The organism is Type-C symbiont of Plautia stali, assembly GCF_059730935.1.
Map to the genome: position 1 here is coordinate 424208 of NZ_AP035924.1, position 18543 is coordinate 442750.

An 18543-nucleotide genomic window follows, 5' to 3' on the forward strand; every position below is an offset into this window, starting at 1 on the left:
ATGTCTCAGGCTACAGATTTACTGGCGGCGCTGGCCGATATCGACCCGGCGGCGCAACTGGCAGAGGCGCGCAGCGTGCGTCAGGCCGCGACCCGACACGCCCAGGGCAGCTATGAGGTGCTGTTTGGCCAGGATGACGACGATTTCCCGCTGGCGCAGCGTTACGCGCTCGCCGGGCAGGTCGCGGGCTGGCACGGCGTCACATCATTGCAGGCACACTATCAGCAGCAATCCAGCGAAACCCCGACAGATACGCGCTTTGCCGCCGGTCGCGCCTTTGCTGAACTGCTGAGCCTGCATCCGGTCGACGCCACACCGCAACAACTGACCACGCTGCGCCATGCCGGCTGGACGCCGCGCGGCATCGTCACGCTGGCGCAGCTGGTGGGATTTGTCAGCTTTCAGAGTCGCCTGCTGACCGGCCTGCGCCTGCTGAGCGGTGAAGCATCGCGCGCGCAGCCGCATGCGGTGGCCGGCAAATGGCATAGCGCCCCGCTCACGGCCAGCGGACAGACTGCGCTCACCGCGTTTACCCAGCAGGAGTTGGGCTGGGAGCCGTGGCTGGCAGCCAAACCGCTCAGCGAGTTTACGGCGGAAGAACAGGCGACGCTGGTAAAAAACGGTCATAGCGAGTCCGACTATTTCCGTCTGCTGGCGCGCAATCTGCCGCTGCTGGAACAACGCACGCTGACGGATAAAGGCATCTTTTATACGCCGGGCGGTTTGCCTCGCGCCGAGCGTGAACTGGCGGCCACGGTAGTGAGTAAAGTCAACGGCTGCATTTACTGCGCATCCGTGCATGCCCGCAAAGCCAGTCAGCTGTCAAAAGATGAGACTGCGGTGCAGAAACTCCTGAATGTCGCGCCGGGTGCCGAGCTGGCACACGGCCAGTCCGCGCGCTGGGCGGCGATTATCGATTTTGTCGCCACCTTATCGCTAACTCCGGTCGCCAGCAGCCAGACCCAACTGCAGGCGCTGCGCGAGCACGGACTGGATACGCTGCAACTGCTGGACCTGATCCAGTCCGCCGCGTTTTTTGCCTGGGCCAACCGCCTGATGCTAACGCTGGGCGAACCTTTCTTACCCGAACAGCCGCAGGAATGACCATGACACACACGTTATCTGCCACACCGGCAGCGTTTACTGACCATTTTTATATCACCATTCACGGCAAAGGCGCTCACGCTGCACGTCCGCATGAGGGCATCGACAGTATCGTTACCGGCAGCCACATCGTCAGCGCGCTGGCGGCCGCCGGCCTGGATATCACCCGCTTTCAGGGTGGCAACAGCTGGAACGTGCTGCCGCCAGAGGTCGTCGTGGAAGGCGTGCTGCACAGCGAGGATGCCAGCGCGCGCCAGCGATCATCGGCGCAGGCCGCGACGCTGGTCAGCCATATTGCCCGGGCGTTCGGCGCCGACGCGCAGCTCGCCTGGCAACCGCAACGCGAAGCCGAACGCAGCGCGACATCGCGGTCATCTTAATGATGCGAACCAGGAGGCAGATAATGGCGATACCGGTACCCGTTCCACAGCTCGATCATGCAGTGATCAATGTTGCCGATCGGCTGGATGACGCCAGCGCGCTGTATCGCCGGCTCGGTTTCCAGCTCACACCACGCGGCCATCACTCGCTGGGCTCCAGTAATCATCTGGCGGTGTTTGGTGATAATTATCTGGAACTGCTGGGCTATGAAGCCGGTCGTGCGCACCAGCGTCAGGATATCTGGCAGGCACCGGCGGGCCTGAGCGGTCTGGTATGGAAAACCGGCGATGCCGATGCGGTGTGGCGCTATCTGGAAAGTCAGGGTATTGATGGCGATCCCGCCGCCAGTTTTTACCGGCCGGTGCAGTTGCCGGATGGCAGCGCACAGCAGGCGCGTTTTCGCACCGTTCGCCTGCGCCCCGCTCTGGTGCCAAATGGACGCAGTTTTTTCTGCCAGCATGAGACACCGCAGGCGGTCTGGCAGACAGTGTGGCAGCAGCATCCCAACGCGGTGACCGATATTATTGAGTTTGTGGTGGTGGCCCAGGATCCGGCAGCCGCCGCGCTGCCCTACAGTCGTTTATTTGGTGCCGATAAGCTCACCGCCTGCCAGCAGGGCGCGTTTGTGCTGAAAGCGGGCGTGGCCACCGTGCGCTTTGCCGCTGCGCACTATGTGACGCAGCGCTTTACCGGCCTGCCGCCCGATTATGACGGCAGTGCGCGTATGGCCGCGCTGACGCTGCGCAGCAGCGACTTACGCAGGGTGAAAGCCAGCCTGCTGCTGGGCGATGTGCCTTTTCGCGAAGAGCCAGACGCCATCGTGGTCAGCGCGGAACAGGCCAGCGGCGTGGCGCTGCGGTTTCAGCTATGAAAGCATTGTCGGAGTAGATTGCCTGCTGACGACCTGGCAAGCGAACCAGATCTTAATCTCATCGCTTACTGTAGAAATAGAAACACGACAACAGGCCGTTATTAAAACGGCCTGTTGCAATGACTATGACGCCTGATTTGCAGCGTATAATTTATTATTTATACACTGTTGCCGTACCCTGTATTTTCTTGCCTTCTTTGCCGGAGGTGATCACAAAATATTTACCCCCCATCTCATCGGCCTTTTTCGAGATTTCAGCCATGGCCTCTGCCGGTGAACTGTATTCATTATTGGTACTAACCTTACCAACTTCCTGATACTGCTTAGCCTCTTCTTTAGTAATCTCCTGCGCTGCCAGAGCCGATAAAGAGAAAGTTGACGCCACCAGCAATGACATTATTGCTACCGTAATTTTTTTCATAAATCACCCCAGATTAATTGATTCCATCCCGTTCCGGATGGCCTTTTAAGGCTTAGGTGAGCCATAAAAATAACGCAAACCTGAACGCTGAAAAATATGACCCGCCTCGTAAAAAATAACCAGCCACTTTCAGCCCACAGAAAATTTATTCATATATTACAATATATTAAGTTATTTTAAGCTTATTCAAAATAAGAAATTCCCTAGACGAAATGCGGAGCAGTGCGATACAGCAGAAAAAAATCACTCTGCCGCTCACATTTTTAAAATAGCACTTGGCATTCCAGTTATGAGCCGCTATGGTTGCTACATAACCAGATACACAGCCTGCTCATTTTTTGCATTTTTATACCTTGGTTACTTATATCCTCTCGCACACCGCATATTTTTCGCCTGCACGCAGCCTGCGTGCAGCGGGCCACGCTTTAATAAAAACTATTTAAAATCACAGATAATCAGACTGACTGAGCACCGCCATTCCGCACCGGGAAATAGCTATCAAAAAGATGCGTTTATTCATCTGCCGTCCTTTCAGGGTAAGGAGGAAATAACCGTCTGCGCAGCACTTATTCGGTCGGAAAAATTCTGACCTGGTCGGAATACAATTATCGGAGTGCAGAAATGTCCAGATTACCTTTTAGCAAGTCACTATTAGCGTCCATGCTATCTGTGGCCTGCTGTTCCTGGAGCGCCCATGCGGCTCCTCAATCCCCGACGCCCTCTACCGCGCCCGAGCAAAATTCGGGCAAGCCTAACATCGTGGTGATTTTTGGCGATGACATTGGCTACTGGAACATCAGTTCCTATAACCAGGGTACCATGGGATACAAAACGCCCAACATCGACAGTATTGCCGCCGAGGGCGCTAAATTCACCTCGTATTACGCGGAGCAAAGCTCCACCGCCGGACGCTCGTCGTTTATCACCGGGCAGATGCCGTTCCGCACCGGCATGAGTAAAGTCGGTATGCCAGGTGCACCGCAGGGTCTGCAGAAAGAAGATCCGACCATTGCCTCGATCCTGAAACAGCTCGGCTATGCCACCGGTCAGTTTGGTAAAAACCATCTGGGCGATCGCAATGAATTCCTGCCTACCGCACACGGCTTCGATGAGTTCTTTGGCAATCTGTATCACCTGAACGCCGAAGAAGAACCGGAGAACCCGGACTATCCGAAGGATCCTGAGTACCGTAAACAGTTCGGTCCGCGCGGCGTCATTAAAGCCAGCGCGGATGGCAAGGTTGAAGATACCGGGCCCCTAAACGTGAAACGTATGGGCACGGTGGATGAAGAGTTCCTCGCCGCCAACAACGATTTCATGGAGCGTCAGGTCAAAGCGGGCAAACCGTTTTTTACCTGGTTCAACACCACGCGCATGCACAACAAAACGCACATTAAACCGCAGGATCAGGGCGTGACCGGCCTCGGCGACTACGCAGACGGCATGGTTGAGCACGATAAAATGATCGGCGAGGTGCTGAAGAAAATCAAAGATCTGGGTATCGAAGATAACACCATCGTGATTTACACCACCGACAACGGTCCGATGATCGCCACCTGGCCTGATTCCGGCATGACGCCATTCCGCGGCGAGAAAAATACCGGCTGGGAGGGCGGGTTCCGCGTCCCAGCGATGATCAAATGGCCGGGACACATTAAGCCTGGCACGATGATCAACGATATTTTCGGCAGCAATGACTGGTTCCCGACGCTGGTTGCCGCAGCGGGCGTGCCGGATATCAAACAGCAGCTGCTGAAAGGCTATAAGACCAGCGCCATGACCTACAAAGTGCATCTGGACGGTTACAACCAGCTGGATTTCCTGCAGGGCAAAGGGCCCGACCAGCGTAATGAGTTCTTCTACTGGAGCGATGACGGCGATCTGTTAGCGATGCGCTACGGTCGCTGGAAAGCGCATTTCATGATTCAGGAACACACCGGCCTCGACCTGTGGAAATATCCGTTCGTTAAACTGCGCACGCCACTGATCTTCGACCTGGAGATCGACCCGCTGGAGCGCGGTGACAGCGGTATGGATTACAACCACTGGTTCTATGACCGTCTGTTCCTGCTGGGTGGCGCGCAGAAATATGCCGCAGAAATGCTGCAAAGCTTCAAAGAATTCCCGCCTCGTCAGAAACCCGGCTCCTTCACCGTTTCGGATGTGCAGAAACTGATTGACGAAGGCAGCCCGGCCACCAACTGAGCTATCACTCACAGCCGGGCACGCCGTGCCCGGTATTCGGAGGCATTGATGAAATACAGCACCACACTGCCGGTTCGCCCGTTGCCCTCGGCGGAAAAATACAACGGCATCGGCCCGGCGTATAAACGCCGCTTTCACGTGATGGCCAAGCCCACCGGCTCGCGCTGCAATATCGACTGCAACTACTGTTTTTACCTGCATAAAGAGCAACTGCTGCAGCAGGATCATCACAGCGGCATGTCTGATGAGGTGCTGGAAAACTATATTCGCCAGTACATTGATAGTCAGGATGGCGATCAGGTGGTGTTCTCCTGGCAAGGCGGTGAACCGACGCTGATGGGGTTGCCGTGGTTCGAAAAGGTGGTGGCGCTGCAGCAAAAGTATCAGAAGCCAGGACAACGCATCGAGAATGATCTGCAAACCAATGGCATCCTGCTGAACGATAGCTGGGCGCGCTTTCTGAAGCAGCATCACTTTCTGGTCGGGCTGTCGATTGATGGCCCGCGCGAGCTGCACGATCGCTATCGCGTAACGCGCAGCGGTAAACCGACTTTCGACAAAGTGATGGCGGGTGTGGCGGCGCTGCAACGCCACGGCGTGCCGTTCAACGCGCTGGTCACGGTCAACCGGACCAATGCACGCTTTCCGCTGCAGGTGTACCGCTTTCTCACGCGCGAACTGGGCGCGACCTATCTGCAATTCAATCCCTGCGTCGAGCCGGTCGATTTTACCCAAACCGCGCCGCAGTTCTGGCGCGATGACAGCATCCCGGTGAGCGGTTCCCGCCGCGCGCGGCCGGGCGATCTCGACTCGGTGGTGACCGACTGGTCGGTCGATCCCGATGACTGGGGACGCTTTCTCATCGCCGTGTTTGAAGAGTGGGTAAACAATGATTTAGGGCGCGTACAGGTTAACCTGTTTGAAACGGCAGTGGCGCAAACCCTGGGCCTGCCGGGCCAGATCTGCGTGACCTCAGAGTTCTGCGGCAAAGGCCTCGCCATTGAAAAAAACGGTGATATCTATGCCTGCGATCACTACGTCTATCCGGAGTATCAGCTGGGCAATATTGCCAACACTAAACTGGCGCACCTGGCGTTTTCCGAACGGCAAAAAGCGTTTGGCCTCGGGAAACGCGACACCCTGCCCGCCGTCTGCAAACGCTGTCCTTACCTCAAATTATGCTGGGGCGAATGCCCGAAAAACCGCATCGTGCGCAGCGCAGAGGGTGAACCCGGCCTTAACTATCTCTGTCCCGGCATCAAAGCGTTTTTTTCCTATGCTCAGCCGATCCTGGTAGGTATCGCCACGCTGCTTGAGCGGGAAAAACAGGGAGTGACGCAATGACCCTGCGGCAACGGTTTCTCGACCTGGAAGCGAGCATAAACCAGCAGGTGCTGGGTCAGCCAGAGCTGGTGCGCATGCTGATTATCGCGCTGCTGTGCGACGGCCACGTTCTGCTGGAAGGACTGCCCGGACTGGCCAAAACCCGTGCGGTGCGTGAGCTGGCGCGCCACATTGAAGGCGACTTCAGCCGTATTCAGTTCACACCGGATCTGCTGCCCTCGGATATCACCGGCAGCGAAATTTATCAGCAACACGCCACGCGTGAAGAGGAGCAGTTTCGTTTCCGGCCAGGCCCGGTGTTCGGCAACCTGATTCTGGCCGATGAGATCAACCGCGCCTCGGCCCGCGTGCAGTCGGCGTTGCTGGAAGCCATGGAGGAGCGTCATGTCACGGTGGCGGGCAACAGCTGGCCGCTGCCCGGCGTGTTTATGGTGCTGGCGACGCAGAACCCGGTTGATCAGGAAGGCACCTGGCCTCTGCCGGAAGCGCAGCTGGATCGCTTCCTGATGAAAGTGCTGGTGCACTATCCCTCGAAAGAGAATGAACAGCGCGTGATGCAACTGGTGCGCGCCGAACAGCAGGCAAAATATCGCGAACAGGACACCCCTGCCGTCAGCGCCGCTACGCCGCCGCCAGTGAGGATCAGCCAGGCGGATATGGGTCGCTGCTGGCAGGCCATCTCCGACATTTACGTCGCGCCCACGGTGGAAGATTACATCGTCTCGCTGGTGGAAATGACGCGCCAGCCGCAGCAGGTCAGCGACACCTTTGCCAGTTATGTGGCGCTGGGTATCAGCCCGCGCGGCACGCTGGCACTGGACCGCGCCGGGCGCGCGCAGGCGTGGCTCGAAGGGCGTGATGCGGTGTTGCCGGACGATATTCAGCGCATTGCCCCGGCCGTGCTGCGGCATCGTCTGCTGCTGAGTTATCAGGCCAGCGCCGACCAGGTGACCGCCGATGACGTGGTACGCATGCTGCTGGATGCGGTGGTCGCATGACGGATACCGCACTGGCCGTCACCCTGCCCGGCCTACTGGCGCTGGCGGGTGCAGCGCAGCAGCTGCGCAATCCGCCGGCTCAGCTGCCGCCCGGCGCGATGGCCGGCGAGCGCGTGTCGCGTCAGCAGGGACGCGGACTCAATTTTGACAGCCTGCGCCGCTATCAGCCGGGCGATGATGTGCGGCTGATCGACTGGCAGGCCACCGCGCGTCTGCGCACACCCTGGGTGCGGTTGTATAACGAAGAGCGCGAGCGGCCGGTATTTCTGCTGGTTGATCAGCGCCTGGACATGTATTTCGCCACACGCGGACACACCAAATCGGTCGCCGCCGCCCATCTGGCAGCGCTGCTGGCGTGGCGTAGCTGGCACGATGGCGATCGCCTCGGGGCCGCCGTGTTCAGCGATGATTCCCTGAGGTTGCAGCGCTGCCGCTCGCCGAAACTCGCCCTGGCGCCGTGCCTGAACGACCTGCATCAAATGAATAATCAGCTGCCGGCGCGCTATCCGCAGGAGCCCGCCAGCAGTCTGCCACTCCATCAGGTGCTGCAACGTATCCGGGCGCAGGTGCCTGCCGGAAGCTGGCTGGCACTGATCAGCGATTTCCACGATCTTGACGCTCAGAGTGACGCGCTGCTGGCGGCGCTGGCGCGCCGGTGTGATATCACCGCCTTTGTGCTGCTCGACGATCTGCATCTGCGGCTTCCGCATCAGGGCTATCTCGCCGCGCATTACCAGCATCAGCACGTTACGCTGCCGCTTTCACCCTCGTTGCGTCAGCAGATTAGCGAGCGGGTCACCGCCCGGCTGGCACAGCAGCAAACGCGACTGCTGCGGCTCGGCATCCGCGTGCAGCACATTGTGGTGAGTGAACCGTTATTGCGTCAGCTGACGCAGGGAGACGAGCATGCTGGAAAAAGGCTTTAGCGTTCCGCCACTGCTGCAGCCTGACCTGCCGCCCGCGGTCTCCTGGCTGCCGCTTCCTGCGGGCTGGTGGTGGCTGGCAGGCGCGTTAGCGGCCCTGCTTGTGCTGCTGGCGCTGTGGCGCACAGCGCGCTGGCGGCGCAACCGCTGGCGGCGTGAAGCGCGTCAGGTTTTACGTCACGACAACAGCATTGATAGCTGGCTGCGGCTGATTAAGCGGGTGCGGCTGGTGCACCAGCCGCGTGCTCAGGAGAGTGAACTGAGCCTCAGCCAGTTACTGCAGGAGCTACCGCTGGATGCCGCGACCTATCAGCGGTTGCTTGGCGGCTACTGCCAGCCGGACAATAGCCTGTCGCCTGATGAAATGCAGCGCCTGCGCAGACAGCTGCGGCGCTGGCTGGAGGCACTGCCCGATGTCTGAACTGCTTACCCGCTTCGATTTTGCCTGGCCGTGGATCTGGCTCCTGTTGCCGCTGCCGCTGCTGATGCGCTTTCTGCTACCGCAACGCCAGCTGGTCAGCGAAGAGGTGCGCGTGCCGTTCCTGCCGGAACTGGTGAGGGAGTTGCGTCTGGAGAATGCCCCTCCGGCCAGCCGCTGGCCTCAGACGCTGCTGTTCTGGCTGGTGTGGCTGCTGTTACTGGCCGCGCTGGCGCGCCCTGAGCTGCTGTTGCCACCGCAGCTACAGCATAAGCCGATGCGCAATGTGGTGCTGGTGCTGGATGTTTCCGGTTCGATGGCGAAAAACGACGCCGGCGCGGGCACCACTCGCCTGCAGGCGGTGCAGCGCTCGGTGCACAATTTTGTGCTGCAGCGAACCCTCGATCGCATCGGGCTGGTGATTTTTGCCAGTCAGGCGTGGCCGTTTGCGCCGATCAGTGCCGATAAGCAGGCACTGCTGGCGCGCATCAACCAGCTGGCACCCGGCATGGTGGGCCAGCAAACCGCCATCGGCGATGCGCTGGGGGTGGCGGTCAAACTGCTGGACAGCAGCCTGGAACAGGACGCCAGCCGCATGGTGATTTTACTTACCGACGGCAACGATACCGCTTCGCAGCTGCCGCCCGCCCTCGCTGCGCAGCTGGCAGCAGAGCATCAGGTGCAGGTTGATACCATCGCCTTTGGCGATCTTAATGCCAGCGGCGAGGACAAAGTCGATAGCGCGCTGATGCAGGATATTGCCCGCATCACCGGCGGTAGCGCGTTTCAGGCGGCTACCTCAGGCAGCGCCCTGCAACGTGTCTGGCAAACCATTGACGCCCAAACGCCCGCGCAGGTGGCGACGCTCGGTCTGTCGTTTACGCGCCCGCTGTTTGCCTGGCCGCTCGGCGCGGCGCTGGCGCTGTTAACCGCGGCGTTGTTGCTGGCGCGCCTGCGGGAGCGTGCAGCATGAATGGCTTTCATTTTATGCACCCGTGGTGGCTGTCCGGGCTGCTGGTTTGTCTGGCACTGGCGTGGCTATTGCGCGCGCCGCGCAGCGCCTGGCAGCGCATTATGACAGCGCCGTTTCACGCCCTGATTACCGGTAAGCGACTGCAGCGGCTGTCACCCGTACCGTGGCTGCTGGCGCTCGGCGTGCTGGCGCTGGCAGGGCCGTCATGGCAGAAGGCGTTACCGGGCGGCGTTACGCCGCAAAGTAACGTGATGGTGATTCTGCAACAGGATCTCACCATGCTGACGCAGGATCTCCCGCCCGACCGGCATCAGCGCATGCAACATAAGATCGCCCAGCTGATGCAGCAGATGCCGGGCAGCCACTTTGGCCTGGTGGTGTATCGCGGCGGTGCCTGGCTGACCACGCCGCTGACCAACGATCCGGCCTTTTACTCGCTGTTCCTGCAGGCGCAGCAGCCAACGTTACTGCCGGACGGTCAGGGCAATGGCCTGGCGGCCGCTCTCAGGCTGGCCGATGATAATCTGCCGGACACGCCACGCAGCATTGTGCTGGTGGCCGATACGTTGCGCCAGGATGATGCCCGGTTGCTCGGCCAGACCTCGCTGCCGCTGCAGCTGTGGGTGCCCGGCACTGCGCCAGGCGGCCCCTTGCCGCCCGCTTTCGCCAGTCAGGCTATTGATACCCGCCTCAACGTGGCGCGCTTCCAGCAGCTACGCGCCAACGGCGTGGCGGTTACGCTCGCCACCCCCGATGACAGCGATCTGCCTGCCATCAGACGCCATATTCAGCAAAGCCTCAGCGCCCAGCAAAACAGTCGCGAGGATCTGCCGTGGCACAACAGCGGCTACTGGCTGATTGCGCCGATGTTGTTGCTGCTGCTGTGGTGGCGTCGTCAGATACTGATCGTGCTGATTGTGTTGCCGCTCGGTGGGATAACGCCGCCGGCCGCCGCCGCGCTGCTGGATGCGTTTATCCCGCCCGACCTGCAAGGGCAACATGCCTTTCAACGGCAGGATTACGCGCGCGCGGCGCAGCACTATGTCGATCCGCTGCGCCGCGGCATTGCGCTCTACTATGCCGGTGATTTTTCCGCCGCCAGCGGCGCTTTTCGTCAGGCACCCGTGACGCCTGAATCGCTGTTGTGGCTGGGCAACAGCCTGGCGCAGCAGAAACAGTGGCAGCAGGCGCTGCAGCATTACGATCAGGCGCTGAGCCTGCGTCCCGACTGGCGAATGGCACAGCAAAATCGCGCCAGTATCGCGCGCATTGTGATGCAGCTTCGTCAGCAGGAGCGCGATCGCCAGGCGGCACAGGGAAAAGAGCAGGATTACGATCCTGACGGCAGCAAAAAAGACCTGCACAAACAGCAAGGCGTCGCGCAGCAGGTCATGCAGCCTGCAGGTCACGCGGCACCGCAGGTCAGTCAGTGGTACGACAATCTCAGCCTGTCGCCCGGTGGCCTGCTGGAATATCTCTATCGTCAGGAGTCACCATGAGAACGCTGCTGATTTGCCTGCTGCTGCTGACCGGGCCCGCGCGCGCCGCAATGGACATCACGCGCGAGCTGGTTGGCGATGACCGTTTGGTGCCGGGTCAGCCGCTGCGCGTCGCGGTAACCTACTGGACCGATAGCTGGTTTAACCCGCCGCCACAGTGGCCTGACTTCCCGGTCAGCAACGGCACGCTGTTGCCGGCGGCCATTCCCAATCAGCTGGTATCGCGTCAGCGTGACGGTGTCAGCTGGAGCGGCATCCGCATGGAGCGCCAGCTGATGGCCTGGGATCAGGGCAAACTGCAGCTGCCGGCGCTGGACATCACCCTGCAATCCGCGGGCCAGCCGCCGCAGACCGTTACGCTGCCAGCGCTGGAAAAAAATGTGCGCTGGCCGCCGGGTGTGCAGCAGCCGGATCGCTTCCTGCCCGCCGCCACGCTGCATCTGCAGGAAAAAGTGACGCTGTATCGTGCCGCGCAGGGCGACGCGCTGCATGTCGGCGACGTGGTGGAACGGCAGATAACGCTGCAGGCCAGTGGTGTGGTCGCCGGACAGATTCCACCGGTGCTGATCGATTTGCCCGGTGCCAGTACCCAGCTGCTGACGCCCGAGGTTAGCGTCCTGACCAGCGGACGCGGTGAAATCACTGGCAGCCAGCGACGCGAGCGGCTGCGCTATCTGCCGGACAGCGCCGGCAGCCTGACGCTGCCGCCGGTGCAGCTGCGCTGGTGGGATACCCGACAACAGACATGGCAGCTCGCCACGCTGCCCGCCCATCATTATGACATTCTGCCTGCGCGCACGGCCGGCAGCGAACAGGTGCTGCGTGCCGGGCCTGAACGCCCCTGGTGGCAGTGGCTGCTGCTCGCCGCAACCGTGGTTCTTCTCGTCGCGGTGCTGTGGCCTGGCCGCCGTTTACTGCGTCAGGCGCTGATCTTTGCCGGCCATGCGTGGAGCCGCCTGTGGCGTATTCATACGCTGCCCGATCTCGTTCCACATCACAGGAGTCGCCGATGAAAACTGTTTCTATACTGGCGGGCCTCACGCTGTGCCTCGCTAGCGTCAGTCAGGCTGACGATCTCTCCGCCTGGCGTGACGGTGCGGCAAAGCGTGCCATTACACAGTGGGTGGATGACACCACCCGCGCCGGCAGCGCTGACTTTATTCCTCTTAACCAGCGCTACGTGGTGTTCGATAATGACGGCACGCTATGGCCGGAAGCACCGCTCACCTTTCAGCTGCAGTTTGCGCTCGATGAAGTGAAACGGCTGGCGCCGCAGCATCCGCAGTGGCAGCAGGATGCGCTGGTACAGGCAGTGCTCAGCAACAACACGGCCGCTATTGCCGCCAGCGGGAAAAAGGGGCTGATGCATTTGCTGACGCTGACTCACAGCGGTATCACCACCGATGAGTTTGCCCGGCGCGTGCAGAACTGGGTGGCGACGCAGCGGGATACGCGTTTTGGCTGCCGCTACGATCGCATGGGCTATCTGCCGATGCGCCAGTTGCTGGATTATCTGCGCGCTCACGGTTTCCGCACCTGGATTATCTCCGGCGGCGGCATCGATTTTATGCGCGTGCTGGCGGAACAGATGTACGGCATTCCACCTGAGCAGGTGGTTGGCTCGTTTTCCCTTGCGGAATTTTCACTCAGCGACAACGGCACGCAGTTGCGGAAAACCATGAATGGTGCATTTTATGATGATGAAGCGGCCAAACCGGTGGCCATCCATCTGTTCATGGGTCATCGGCCAGTAGCAGCGTTCGGCAACAGCGACGGCGATGTGCCGATGCTGCAATACACCTCGGGCAACCCTGCCGCCAGCACCTTCGGCCTGCTGGTGCATCACACCGATGCGCAGCGGGAATACGCCTACGATGCGCATCCGCCGGCCAGCGGCAAACTGGTTAACGGTCTCAGGCTGGCCGCGCACTATGGCTGGACCGTTGTCGATATGAAACAGGACTGGGGTACGGTGTTCGATCCCGCCCAGTGCCCGGCCGCCGTTTCCGTTCATCAAGGAGAAGCAAAATGAAAACATTACCTTTCACTGCCATGATCGCCCTGCTCACCCTGAGTGCCACGTCTGCGCTGGCGGTATCGCCGTATGAGAATCTGGCGCTGGCGCTGCGGCAGCAGACCATGATCAACGATCTGCGCACTCACTGCCGCGTGCCGGTCTCCATCGACGACGAAAAAATCAAGCAGACCTTTCTGGCGGATAAGAGCAATCACAACGCGCTGTTGCAGGCTGCTGATGCGCTGAAGATGGGCAAGCATCAGCATTATCAGCAGCTGATGTCGCATATAACCTGCCCGGATTTTAGCTGATCGTCGCTGACAGGAAATGCCAGACGCCATCATGGTCAGCGCGGAACAGGCCAGCGGCGTGGCGCTGCGGTTTCAGGCGTAATCTACTGTTTGAGCTGCGCCCGCGCGGTGTAAAAGCGACGGTAGGACAGATACGCCGCGATGATGGTCGACAGGCTGGCGGTGGCAATCAGCATAAACGTCACCATGATCTGGTACTTGATGGCCTTTACCGGATCGATCCCGGCGAAAATCAACCCGGACATCATGCCTGGCAGACTCACCAGCCCCACCGTTTTCGCGCCGTCAACGGTGGGGATCATCGCGGCACGAATACTGTCACGCATCAGCCCGGCGGATGCGCGTTTGATTGGTGCCCCCAGGCTGAGCATCTCCATGATTTTTTGCTGGTTGTCGCTAAAGCGCTGATTGAGATTGGTGAAACACAGCCCGACCGCCACCATGGCGTTACCGGCAATCATGCCGGAAATGGGGATCACCTGCATGGGAACAAAGGCAATGGCGCCGCTCAGCAACAGCACCGTTAGTGTCAGTGCCGTACCGCTGGTAATCGCCACCAGCGCGATGATAAAACCATGATCGATCTGCCGGCTGCGTTTGCGCGCATTCAGCGCTGCATTGACGCAGATAAACAGCACCATCAGCAGCGTCAGCCAGTCATTATTGACATCGAAAATTGACTTCAGCACGTAACCGACGATCACCAGCTGGATAATGGCGCGCGTGACACTCCACAAAATGTCTTTGCTCATCCCCAGCTTCTCTTTCTGGCTAATCAGCAGCGCCACCAGCACCAGCATGAGTGAAAGCAGCAGCGAGCTGTCGCTGATATTATGCTGATTCATGCTGTTCTCCCGCTGCGGGTGGGGTCAGCCGCAGAATACGCTCAGCGGCATCAATCTCCTGTACGTCATGGCTGATGCGGATCACCGCCAGCCCTTTTTCCGCCACCAGCGTGGCAATCAGCTGGTTAACCCGTTGTTTATTGGGCTCGTCCAGTGCGCTGGTCACTTCGTCCAGCAACAATATCTGTGGCAGAAACTGCAGATTGCGCAGCAAAGCCACCCGCTGCTTTTCACCGCCAGAGAGTCCGGCAACGTTTTTGTCCAGCATGTCGCCGGATAAATGCAGACTGCGCAACGCCGCCACAAGCTGCTCGCGCGACGGTTGTTGCTGACGCAGTTGCCACGGCAGCGCCAGGTTATCGTAGACCGTGTCACCAAACAGTTGCGGTGTCTGGAAACAGTAGGAGACCTGCTGGCGATAGTGTTCGACTTTCAGCGAGTGAATATCCCGCTGCTGAAACAGGATCTGGCCGCTATCGGGCTCCAGCAGTGAGGCAATAATTTTCAGCAACGTGCTTTTGCCGCTGCCGGACGGGCCGGTGAGCAACAGCGTTTCACCTGCGTACAGCTGCAGTGATACCGGCGTCAGCAAGGTGCGCCCCTGCACGGCCAGCGTGACGTCTTGTACCGCCAGCAAAGGAGAATCAGCAGACATAAAAGGCATCCGTGAGAAATTGTCGGCAGATTATAGACAGCTGCACAAGGCAGGGGAATGCGTCACGATGCGGAGAGCGGCAGCCGTTTAACCGCCGTGGCTTTACAACGCGGCAGAAATCCGCATGCTGGTGACATTCAGGACCACATTCTTCATTACTATGACCGCCACCAAAACCGGATTTCTCTGCGCGAGCGTGCTGCTGCTGAGCGCGCTGACGCTGCTGTCGTTGCACTGGAGCGCGTTTCAGGCATGGGGGCTGCAAAGTCAGATTCAGCTGCACCGGCTGCTGGTTACCCATTTACTGCAAATCAATAGCGGCCAGTACAGTGCCGGACTGTGGTTGCTGGCCGTGACCTTCATTTACGGCATTCTGCACGCGGTGGGTCCCGGGCACGGTAAATTTATCGTTACCACCTGGCTGACCACCCATCAGCCCCCGCGCGGCGTGGCGCTGAGCGTGCCGCTGCTGGGCAGCCTGGTGCAGGGCCTGAGCGCGATTGCCTTTGTCTTTATTCTGGCGGTTGGTTTTAACCTGACCACCGGCGATCTCAGCCTGAGCCGCTGGTATCTGGAGAAAGCCAGCGCTGTGTTCATTGCCGGGCTGGGCGTGATGCTGCTGCTGCAAGCCTGGCGCAGGCCACCAGCGGAGCATCATCATGATCATTGCGGCCACGCGCATGGCGTCGCGGCTGGGCACGGCAGGGACTGGAAAAGCTGGGCGGGTATTATTATTGCCACCGGCGTGCGGCCGTGCAGCGGTGCGCTGACGGTGCTGCTGTTCGCCAGCGTCATCGGCATTACGCGCTGGGGCATGCTGGCGGTGATGAGTATGGCGCTCGGTACCGGCATGGCGCTGGTGGCGCTGGCACTGTTTGTGCAGCATTACCGTCAGCGCGCCGGGCAGCTATGGCTGGCAGAGCGCTCGCCGCAGGCGGCATCGCTGCTGAGAGCGGTACGGATCGCCGGTGGGATATTGCTGGTGATGTTTGCGCTGGTGCTGTTTTTTACCGTGGTGCCGGTGAGTGCCAACGGGGATTATATTGCGGCGGGATGCTGAGGTGCATGGTTTGGGGTGGGTGCGGTTTTCCCCTCACCCTAACCCTCTCCCGCACGCGGGAGAGGGAATGTCAGGTGCGGCCTGTTCCCAGGGAGAGGGAACGTCAGGTGCCGCTTTGGGCTCTGGCTTAATGATCAGAAACGGTATTTCGCGGACAGCATAAAATTGCGCGGTTCGCCGTAGACGATGCCGGTGCTGTCGACGTTTTCGTCGTATTCTTTGTCGAACAGGTTATTCAGGTTGGCTTGCAGGCTGAGGTTTTTGGTCACGTCGTAGCGCGCGAACAGATCCACCAGCGCATAGCTGCCCTGTCGGGTGCGCCAGGTGCCATTGCCATCCGGGCCACTGATATCCGCGTAAGTTCCCGCCTGCCAGTTCACCCCGCCGCCCAGCGTCAGCTGGTCCAGCATCGGCAGGCGATAGCTGGTGAACAGGTTGAACGACGTGCGCGGCAGCTGTGAATTATAGCGATCGCCGTTGGCGTCTTCCGCCACATACGAAGTCCCGCCAAAGGTCATCTGCCAGTTATCGGTCAGCGCCCCATTCACCTCAAACTCGACGCCACGACTTACCACGCCCTTCTTCGCCACGTAAATGGTGTTACCGGTCTGCGCATTGGTCTGTCCGGTGCTCTGACCGACGTTATCCAGTTCGGTGCGGAAGATCGATACCGAGGTGGTCAGACGGCTGTTGAACCAGTCAGACTTCACGCCGGCTTCGTAGTTTTTGCCAATCACCGGCGAGAGATAAGCGCCTGACGCATCCTGATAATCCTGCGGCTGGAACACCGAAGTGTAGCTGGCGTAGGCAGACCAGTTATCGTAGAAGTCCCAAATCACCCCCCCGTACGGCGTGATGTTGTTTTTCTCCATCTCTGCCGTCAGCGTCTGGCGGTTCCAGTTGGTGTAGCGCGCCCCGACAATCAGGTGCAGCGGATCGGCCAGATTGATGCGCGTCGCAAGATACGCTGACTTCTGCCGTACCAGTTGGGTGTCGGCCGCAGGTTCACGCGGATTCCAGTCGGTTTCCGGGAAATCGCCGTTAAACTGGTTGAAGTTGCCCAGCTCGGCTGACGAAATGTTGGCCCAGGCGCTGTAATATTTGTTGTCCTGACGGCTGTAGTTCACCCCGACCATCAGTTCATGCTGGCGGCCCAGCAGTTCATAAGGACCGCTGGCGAAGGCGTCTACCGCATCCACCTTACGTTTGCCGGTGTTGTAGCCGGTTCCGCCCACCACCGGATAGCCGGCATAGCCAGAGACGCCTGCGCCAGTGGTTTTATCGAAGTAACCGTCGAGATACAGCTGCTTGCTGTCGAGGAACATCTCGTTATGCGTGCCGTTAAGGGTGATGTTCCAGCCGTTATCGAAATTCTGCTGCAGGTTAACAAAGACCTTTTTATTTTCTTTGTTGTTGTAAGCCCATTCAGGTGCGGTGTTATAGCCGCGACGGGAGTGGATCTGCGTGCCGTCGGTGTACCAGCGCGGCGCACCGCCCCACATCGGTGAATCGGTATTTACCTGGCTGAATTCATAACCAACAGACAGTCTGGTGGCGTCCGTCACATCAGCGTCGACCACGCCGTAGATAAACTTCTTATCGGCACCGTAGCGTTCAATGAAGCTGTTTTTGTCTTCATAGCCGGCCACCAGGCGACCGCGCACGTTGCCTTCCGGTGACAGCGGTGCAGAAAGATCGGCGACGTAACGCTGCTTATTCCAGCTGCCATAGCCAGCTTCAAGGCTACCGGTAAACTCTTTGCTGTCGGCATGTTTACGCACCATGTTGATGGCAGCGGAAGGATTGCCCGGTCCGGTCAGCAGGCCCGTTGCGCCACGCACTACTTCGACGCGTTCGTACAGCGCGGTATCGGTCTGCGCATCACCGAGGTTCCAGCGCTGGGCAAACGCGGTCGGAATGCCGTCGGTCATATAGTTATCAATCAGAAAACCGCGCGAATAGTAATTTATGCGGTCCATATCGGCGGCCACACCGTGGATGCCGGTGGTGTTGCTCAGTACGTCATTCAGCGACTGCAGCTGTTGATCCTGCATGCGCTGCTTGCTGACGATGGTGACCGACTGGGGAATATCACGTGCGGTCAGCGCCATTTTGGTGCCGGCCCGCGTCACCGGTACGCTGTAATCCGCTGCGGCCTGCGCCTGCTGCGCTTCTGCGCTGGCGCTGGCATCTACGGTCAGGGTGGCCTCACTGTTTTGCGTATCGGCCGCCTGAGCGACACCCGAGGCAACCAGCACTGCCAGCAGTGACAGGCGCAGCGCGCGCTGCGGCGCAAGACCTGCGTCCCTGACGCGCATCTCTTTGCAAGACATAATATTCCTCAATCGGCTTATCGTTATTTTGTGGTGAGCATTTGGTTAAGAAAGCAAATGAGAAATATACGCATTAAGATTAACATTGCAAGAAATTGTTACGGCCTTTCTGACGCCTTTACACTGCGAAAAAATCTTATGCTTCAGGGAGTAACGGCCCTGAGGCTGCTTTACAGGAAACTATC

At 59.5% G+C, this 18543-nt stretch carries 18 protein-coding genes; 14 read left to right on the top strand and 4 right to left on the bottom strand.

Annotated elements, in window-relative coordinates:
- Genes AC6I7J_RS21085 through AC6I7J_RS21095 form a run of 3 tightly spaced genes read left to right on the top strand, consistent with a single transcriptional unit; the run spans position 1 to position 2356 of the window.
- Positions 1-1104 carry an alkylhydroperoxidase domain protein gene (locus AC6I7J_RS21085; protein WP_421039538.1) on the top strand — a complete coding sequence of 368 codons (1104 nt, stop codon included), beginning with the start codon at positions 1-3 and terminating at the stop codon, positions 1102-1104.
- Between the two features lie 2 nt (positions 1105-1106).
- The gene (locus AC6I7J_RS21090; protein WP_421039539.1) at positions 1107-1484 is read left to right on the top strand and encodes a peptidase dimerization domain-containing protein; all 378 of its coding nucleotides are present in this window, start codon (positions 1107-1109) and stop codon (positions 1482-1484) included.
- Between the two features lie 23 nt (positions 1485-1507).
- The gene (locus AC6I7J_RS21095; protein WP_498007286.1) at positions 1508-2356 is read left to right on the top strand and encodes a VOC family protein; all 849 of its coding nucleotides are present in this window, start codon (positions 1508-1510) and stop codon (positions 2354-2356) included.
- A 154-nt stretch (positions 2357-2510) separates the two neighbouring features.
- Here AC6I7J_RS21095 and AC6I7J_RS21100 read toward each other — a convergent pair whose 3' ends face one another.
- Positions 2511-2777, bottom strand: a complete 267-nt coding sequence (locus tag AC6I7J_RS21100; RefSeq protein WP_058770242.1) for a YdgH/BhsA/McbA-like domain containing protein — start codon at positions 2775-2777, stop codon at positions 2511-2513.
- Between the two features lie 621 nt (positions 2778-3398).
- On the opposite strand from AC6I7J_RS21100, the gene AC6I7J_RS21105 reads away from it, so the two are divergent.
- The 10 genes from AC6I7J_RS21105 to AC6I7J_RS21150 are packed head-to-tail and all read left to right on the top strand — an operon-like array spanning position 3399 to position 13465.
- Positions 3399-4982, top strand: a complete 1584-nt coding sequence (locus AC6I7J_RS21105; RefSeq protein WP_127834936.1) for an arylsulfatase — start codon at positions 3399-3401, stop codon at positions 4980-4982.
- 48 nt (positions 4983-5030) lie between these two features.
- Positions 5031-6326: an anaerobic sulfatase maturase gene (locus AC6I7J_RS21110; protein WP_166710413.1), complete on the top strand. Its 1296-nt coding sequence runs from the start codon at positions 5031-5033 to the stop codon at positions 6324-6326.
- The gene (locus tag AC6I7J_RS21115; protein ID WP_159377679.1) at positions 6323-7324 is read left to right on the top strand and encodes an AAA family ATPase; all 1002 of its coding nucleotides are present in this window, start codon (positions 6323-6325) and stop codon (positions 7322-7324) included. Before AC6I7J_RS21110 ends, AC6I7J_RS21115 begins: the two co-directional genes overlap by 4 nt.
- Positions 7321-8250 carry a DUF58 domain-containing protein gene (locus AC6I7J_RS21120; protein ID WP_481658215.1) on the top strand — a complete coding sequence of 310 codons (930 nt, stop codon included), beginning with the start codon at positions 7321-7323 and terminating at the stop codon, positions 8248-8250. Before AC6I7J_RS21115 ends, AC6I7J_RS21120 begins: the two co-directional genes overlap by 4 nt.
- Entirely contained in the window at positions 8231-8668 is a 438-nt protein-coding gene (locus AC6I7J_RS21125) for a DUF4381 family protein (protein WP_498007287.1), read from the top strand. The genes AC6I7J_RS21120 and AC6I7J_RS21125 overlap by 20 nt, the downstream gene beginning before the upstream one ends.
- The gene (locus tag AC6I7J_RS21130; protein WP_264251801.1) at positions 8661-9638 is read left to right on the top strand and encodes a VWA domain-containing protein; all 978 of its coding nucleotides are present in this window, start codon (positions 8661-8663) and stop codon (positions 9636-9638) included. The genes AC6I7J_RS21125 and AC6I7J_RS21130 overlap by 8 nt, the downstream gene beginning before the upstream one ends.
- Positions 9635-11137 carry a VWA domain-containing protein gene (locus tag AC6I7J_RS21135; RefSeq protein WP_498007288.1) on the top strand — a complete coding sequence of 501 codons (1503 nt, stop codon included), beginning with the start codon at positions 9635-9637 and terminating at the stop codon, positions 11135-11137. Before AC6I7J_RS21130 ends, AC6I7J_RS21135 begins: the two co-directional genes overlap by 4 nt.
- Positions 11134-12150 carry an oxygen tolerance domain protein gene (locus AC6I7J_RS21140; RefSeq protein WP_498007289.1) on the top strand — a complete coding sequence of 339 codons (1017 nt, stop codon included), beginning with the start codon at positions 11134-11136 and terminating at the stop codon, positions 12148-12150. The genes AC6I7J_RS21135 and AC6I7J_RS21140 overlap by 4 nt, the downstream gene beginning before the upstream one ends.
- Positions 12147-13169 carry an HAD family hydrolase gene (locus AC6I7J_RS21145; RefSeq protein WP_394516514.1) on the top strand — a complete coding sequence of 341 codons (1023 nt, stop codon included), beginning with the start codon at positions 12147-12149 and terminating at the stop codon, positions 13167-13169. Before AC6I7J_RS21140 ends, AC6I7J_RS21145 begins: the two co-directional genes overlap by 4 nt.
- Positions 13166-13465 (top strand): YicS family protein, encoded by a 300-nt coding sequence (locus tag AC6I7J_RS21150; RefSeq protein WP_394516515.1) that lies wholly within the window; start codon positions 13166-13168, stop codon positions 13463-13465. Before AC6I7J_RS21145 ends, AC6I7J_RS21150 begins: the two co-directional genes overlap by 4 nt.
- Before the next feature lie 83 nt (positions 13466-13548).
- On the opposite strand, the gene fetB is transcribed toward AC6I7J_RS21150, so the two are convergent.
- The gene (gene fetB, locus AC6I7J_RS21155; RefSeq protein WP_498007290.1) at positions 13549-14310 is read right to left on the bottom strand and encodes an iron efflux ABC transporter permease subunit FetB; all 762 of its coding nucleotides are present in this window, start codon (positions 14308-14310) and stop codon (positions 13549-13551) included.
- Complete coding sequence (gene fetA, locus AC6I7J_RS21160; RefSeq protein ID WP_498007291.1) at positions 14297-14965, bottom strand: iron efflux ABC transporter ATP-binding subunit FetA; 669 nt, start codon at positions 14963-14965, stop codon at positions 14297-14299. The genes fetB and fetA overlap by 14 nt, the downstream gene beginning before the upstream one ends.
- A 160-nt stretch (positions 14966-15125) precedes the next feature.
- Between fetA and AC6I7J_RS21165 the strand changes: the two genes are divergently transcribed.
- Positions 15126-16025: a nickel/cobalt transporter gene (locus AC6I7J_RS21165; RefSeq protein WP_498007475.1), complete on the top strand. Its 900-nt coding sequence runs from the start codon at positions 15126-15128 to the stop codon at positions 16023-16025.
- A gap of 134 nt (positions 16026-16159) precedes the next feature.
- Here the strand turns inward: AC6I7J_RS21165 and fhuE are convergent, their stop codons facing one another.
- Positions 16160-18358 (bottom strand): ferric-rhodotorulic acid/ferric-coprogen receptor FhuE, encoded by a 2199-nt coding sequence (gene fhuE / locus AC6I7J_RS21170; protein WP_088517323.1) that lies wholly within the window; start codon positions 18356-18358, stop codon positions 16160-16162.
- Positions 18359-18543 lie beyond the last annotated feature (185 nt).

Coding starts and splice junctions, on each gene's coding strand:
- AC6I7J_RS21085 (WP_421039538.1), top strand. CDS start 1: ATGTCTCAGGCTACAGATTTACTGGCGGCGCTGGCCGATATCGACCCG.
- AC6I7J_RS21090 (WP_421039539.1), top strand. CDS start 1,107: ATGACACACACGTTATCTGCCACACCGGCAGCGTTTACTGACCATTTT.
- AC6I7J_RS21095 (WP_498007286.1), top strand. CDS start 1,508: ATGGCGATACCGGTACCCGTTCCACAGCTCGATCATGCAGTGATCAAT.
- AC6I7J_RS21100 (WP_058770242.1), bottom strand. CDS start 2,777: ATGAAAAAAATTACGGTAGCAATAATGTCATTGCTGGTGGCGTCAACT.
- AC6I7J_RS21105 (WP_127834936.1), top strand. CDS start 3,399: ATGTCCAGATTACCTTTTAGCAAGTCACTATTAGCGTCCATGCTATCT.
- AC6I7J_RS21110 (WP_166710413.1), top strand. CDS start 5,031: ATGAAATACAGCACCACACTGCCGGTTCGCCCGTTGCCCTCGGCGGAA.
- AC6I7J_RS21115 (WP_159377679.1), top strand. CDS start 6,323: ATGACCCTGCGGCAACGGTTTCTCGACCTGGAAGCGAGCATAAACCAG.
- AC6I7J_RS21120 (WP_481658215.1), top strand. CDS start 7,321: ATGACGGATACCGCACTGGCCGTCACCCTGCCCGGCCTACTGGCGCTG.
- AC6I7J_RS21125 (WP_498007287.1), top strand. CDS start 8,231: ATGCTGGAAAAAGGCTTTAGCGTTCCGCCACTGCTGCAGCCTGACCTG.
- AC6I7J_RS21130 (WP_264251801.1), top strand. CDS start 8,661: ATGTCTGAACTGCTTACCCGCTTCGATTTTGCCTGGCCGTGGATCTGG.
- AC6I7J_RS21135 (WP_498007288.1), top strand. CDS start 9,635: ATGAATGGCTTTCATTTTATGCACCCGTGGTGGCTGTCCGGGCTGCTG.
- AC6I7J_RS21140 (WP_498007289.1), top strand. CDS start 11,134: ATGAGAACGCTGCTGATTTGCCTGCTGCTGCTGACCGGGCCCGCGCGC.
- AC6I7J_RS21145 (WP_394516514.1), top strand. CDS start 12,147: ATGAAAACTGTTTCTATACTGGCGGGCCTCACGCTGTGCCTCGCTAGC.
- AC6I7J_RS21150 (WP_394516515.1), top strand. CDS start 13,166: ATGAAAACATTACCTTTCACTGCCATGATCGCCCTGCTCACCCTGAGT.
- fetB (WP_498007290.1), bottom strand. CDS start 14,310: ATGAATCAGCATAATATCAGCGACAGCTCGCTGCTGCTTTCACTCATG.
- fetA (WP_498007291.1), bottom strand. CDS start 14,965: ATGTCTGCTGATTCTCCTTTGCTGGCGGTACAAGACGTCACGCTGGCC.
- AC6I7J_RS21165 (WP_498007475.1), top strand. CDS start 15,126: ATGACCGCCACCAAAACCGGATTTCTCTGCGCGAGCGTGCTGCTGCTG.
- fhuE (WP_088517323.1), bottom strand. CDS start 18,358: ATGTCTTGCAAAGAGATGCGCGTCAGGGACGCAGGTCTTGCGCCGCAG.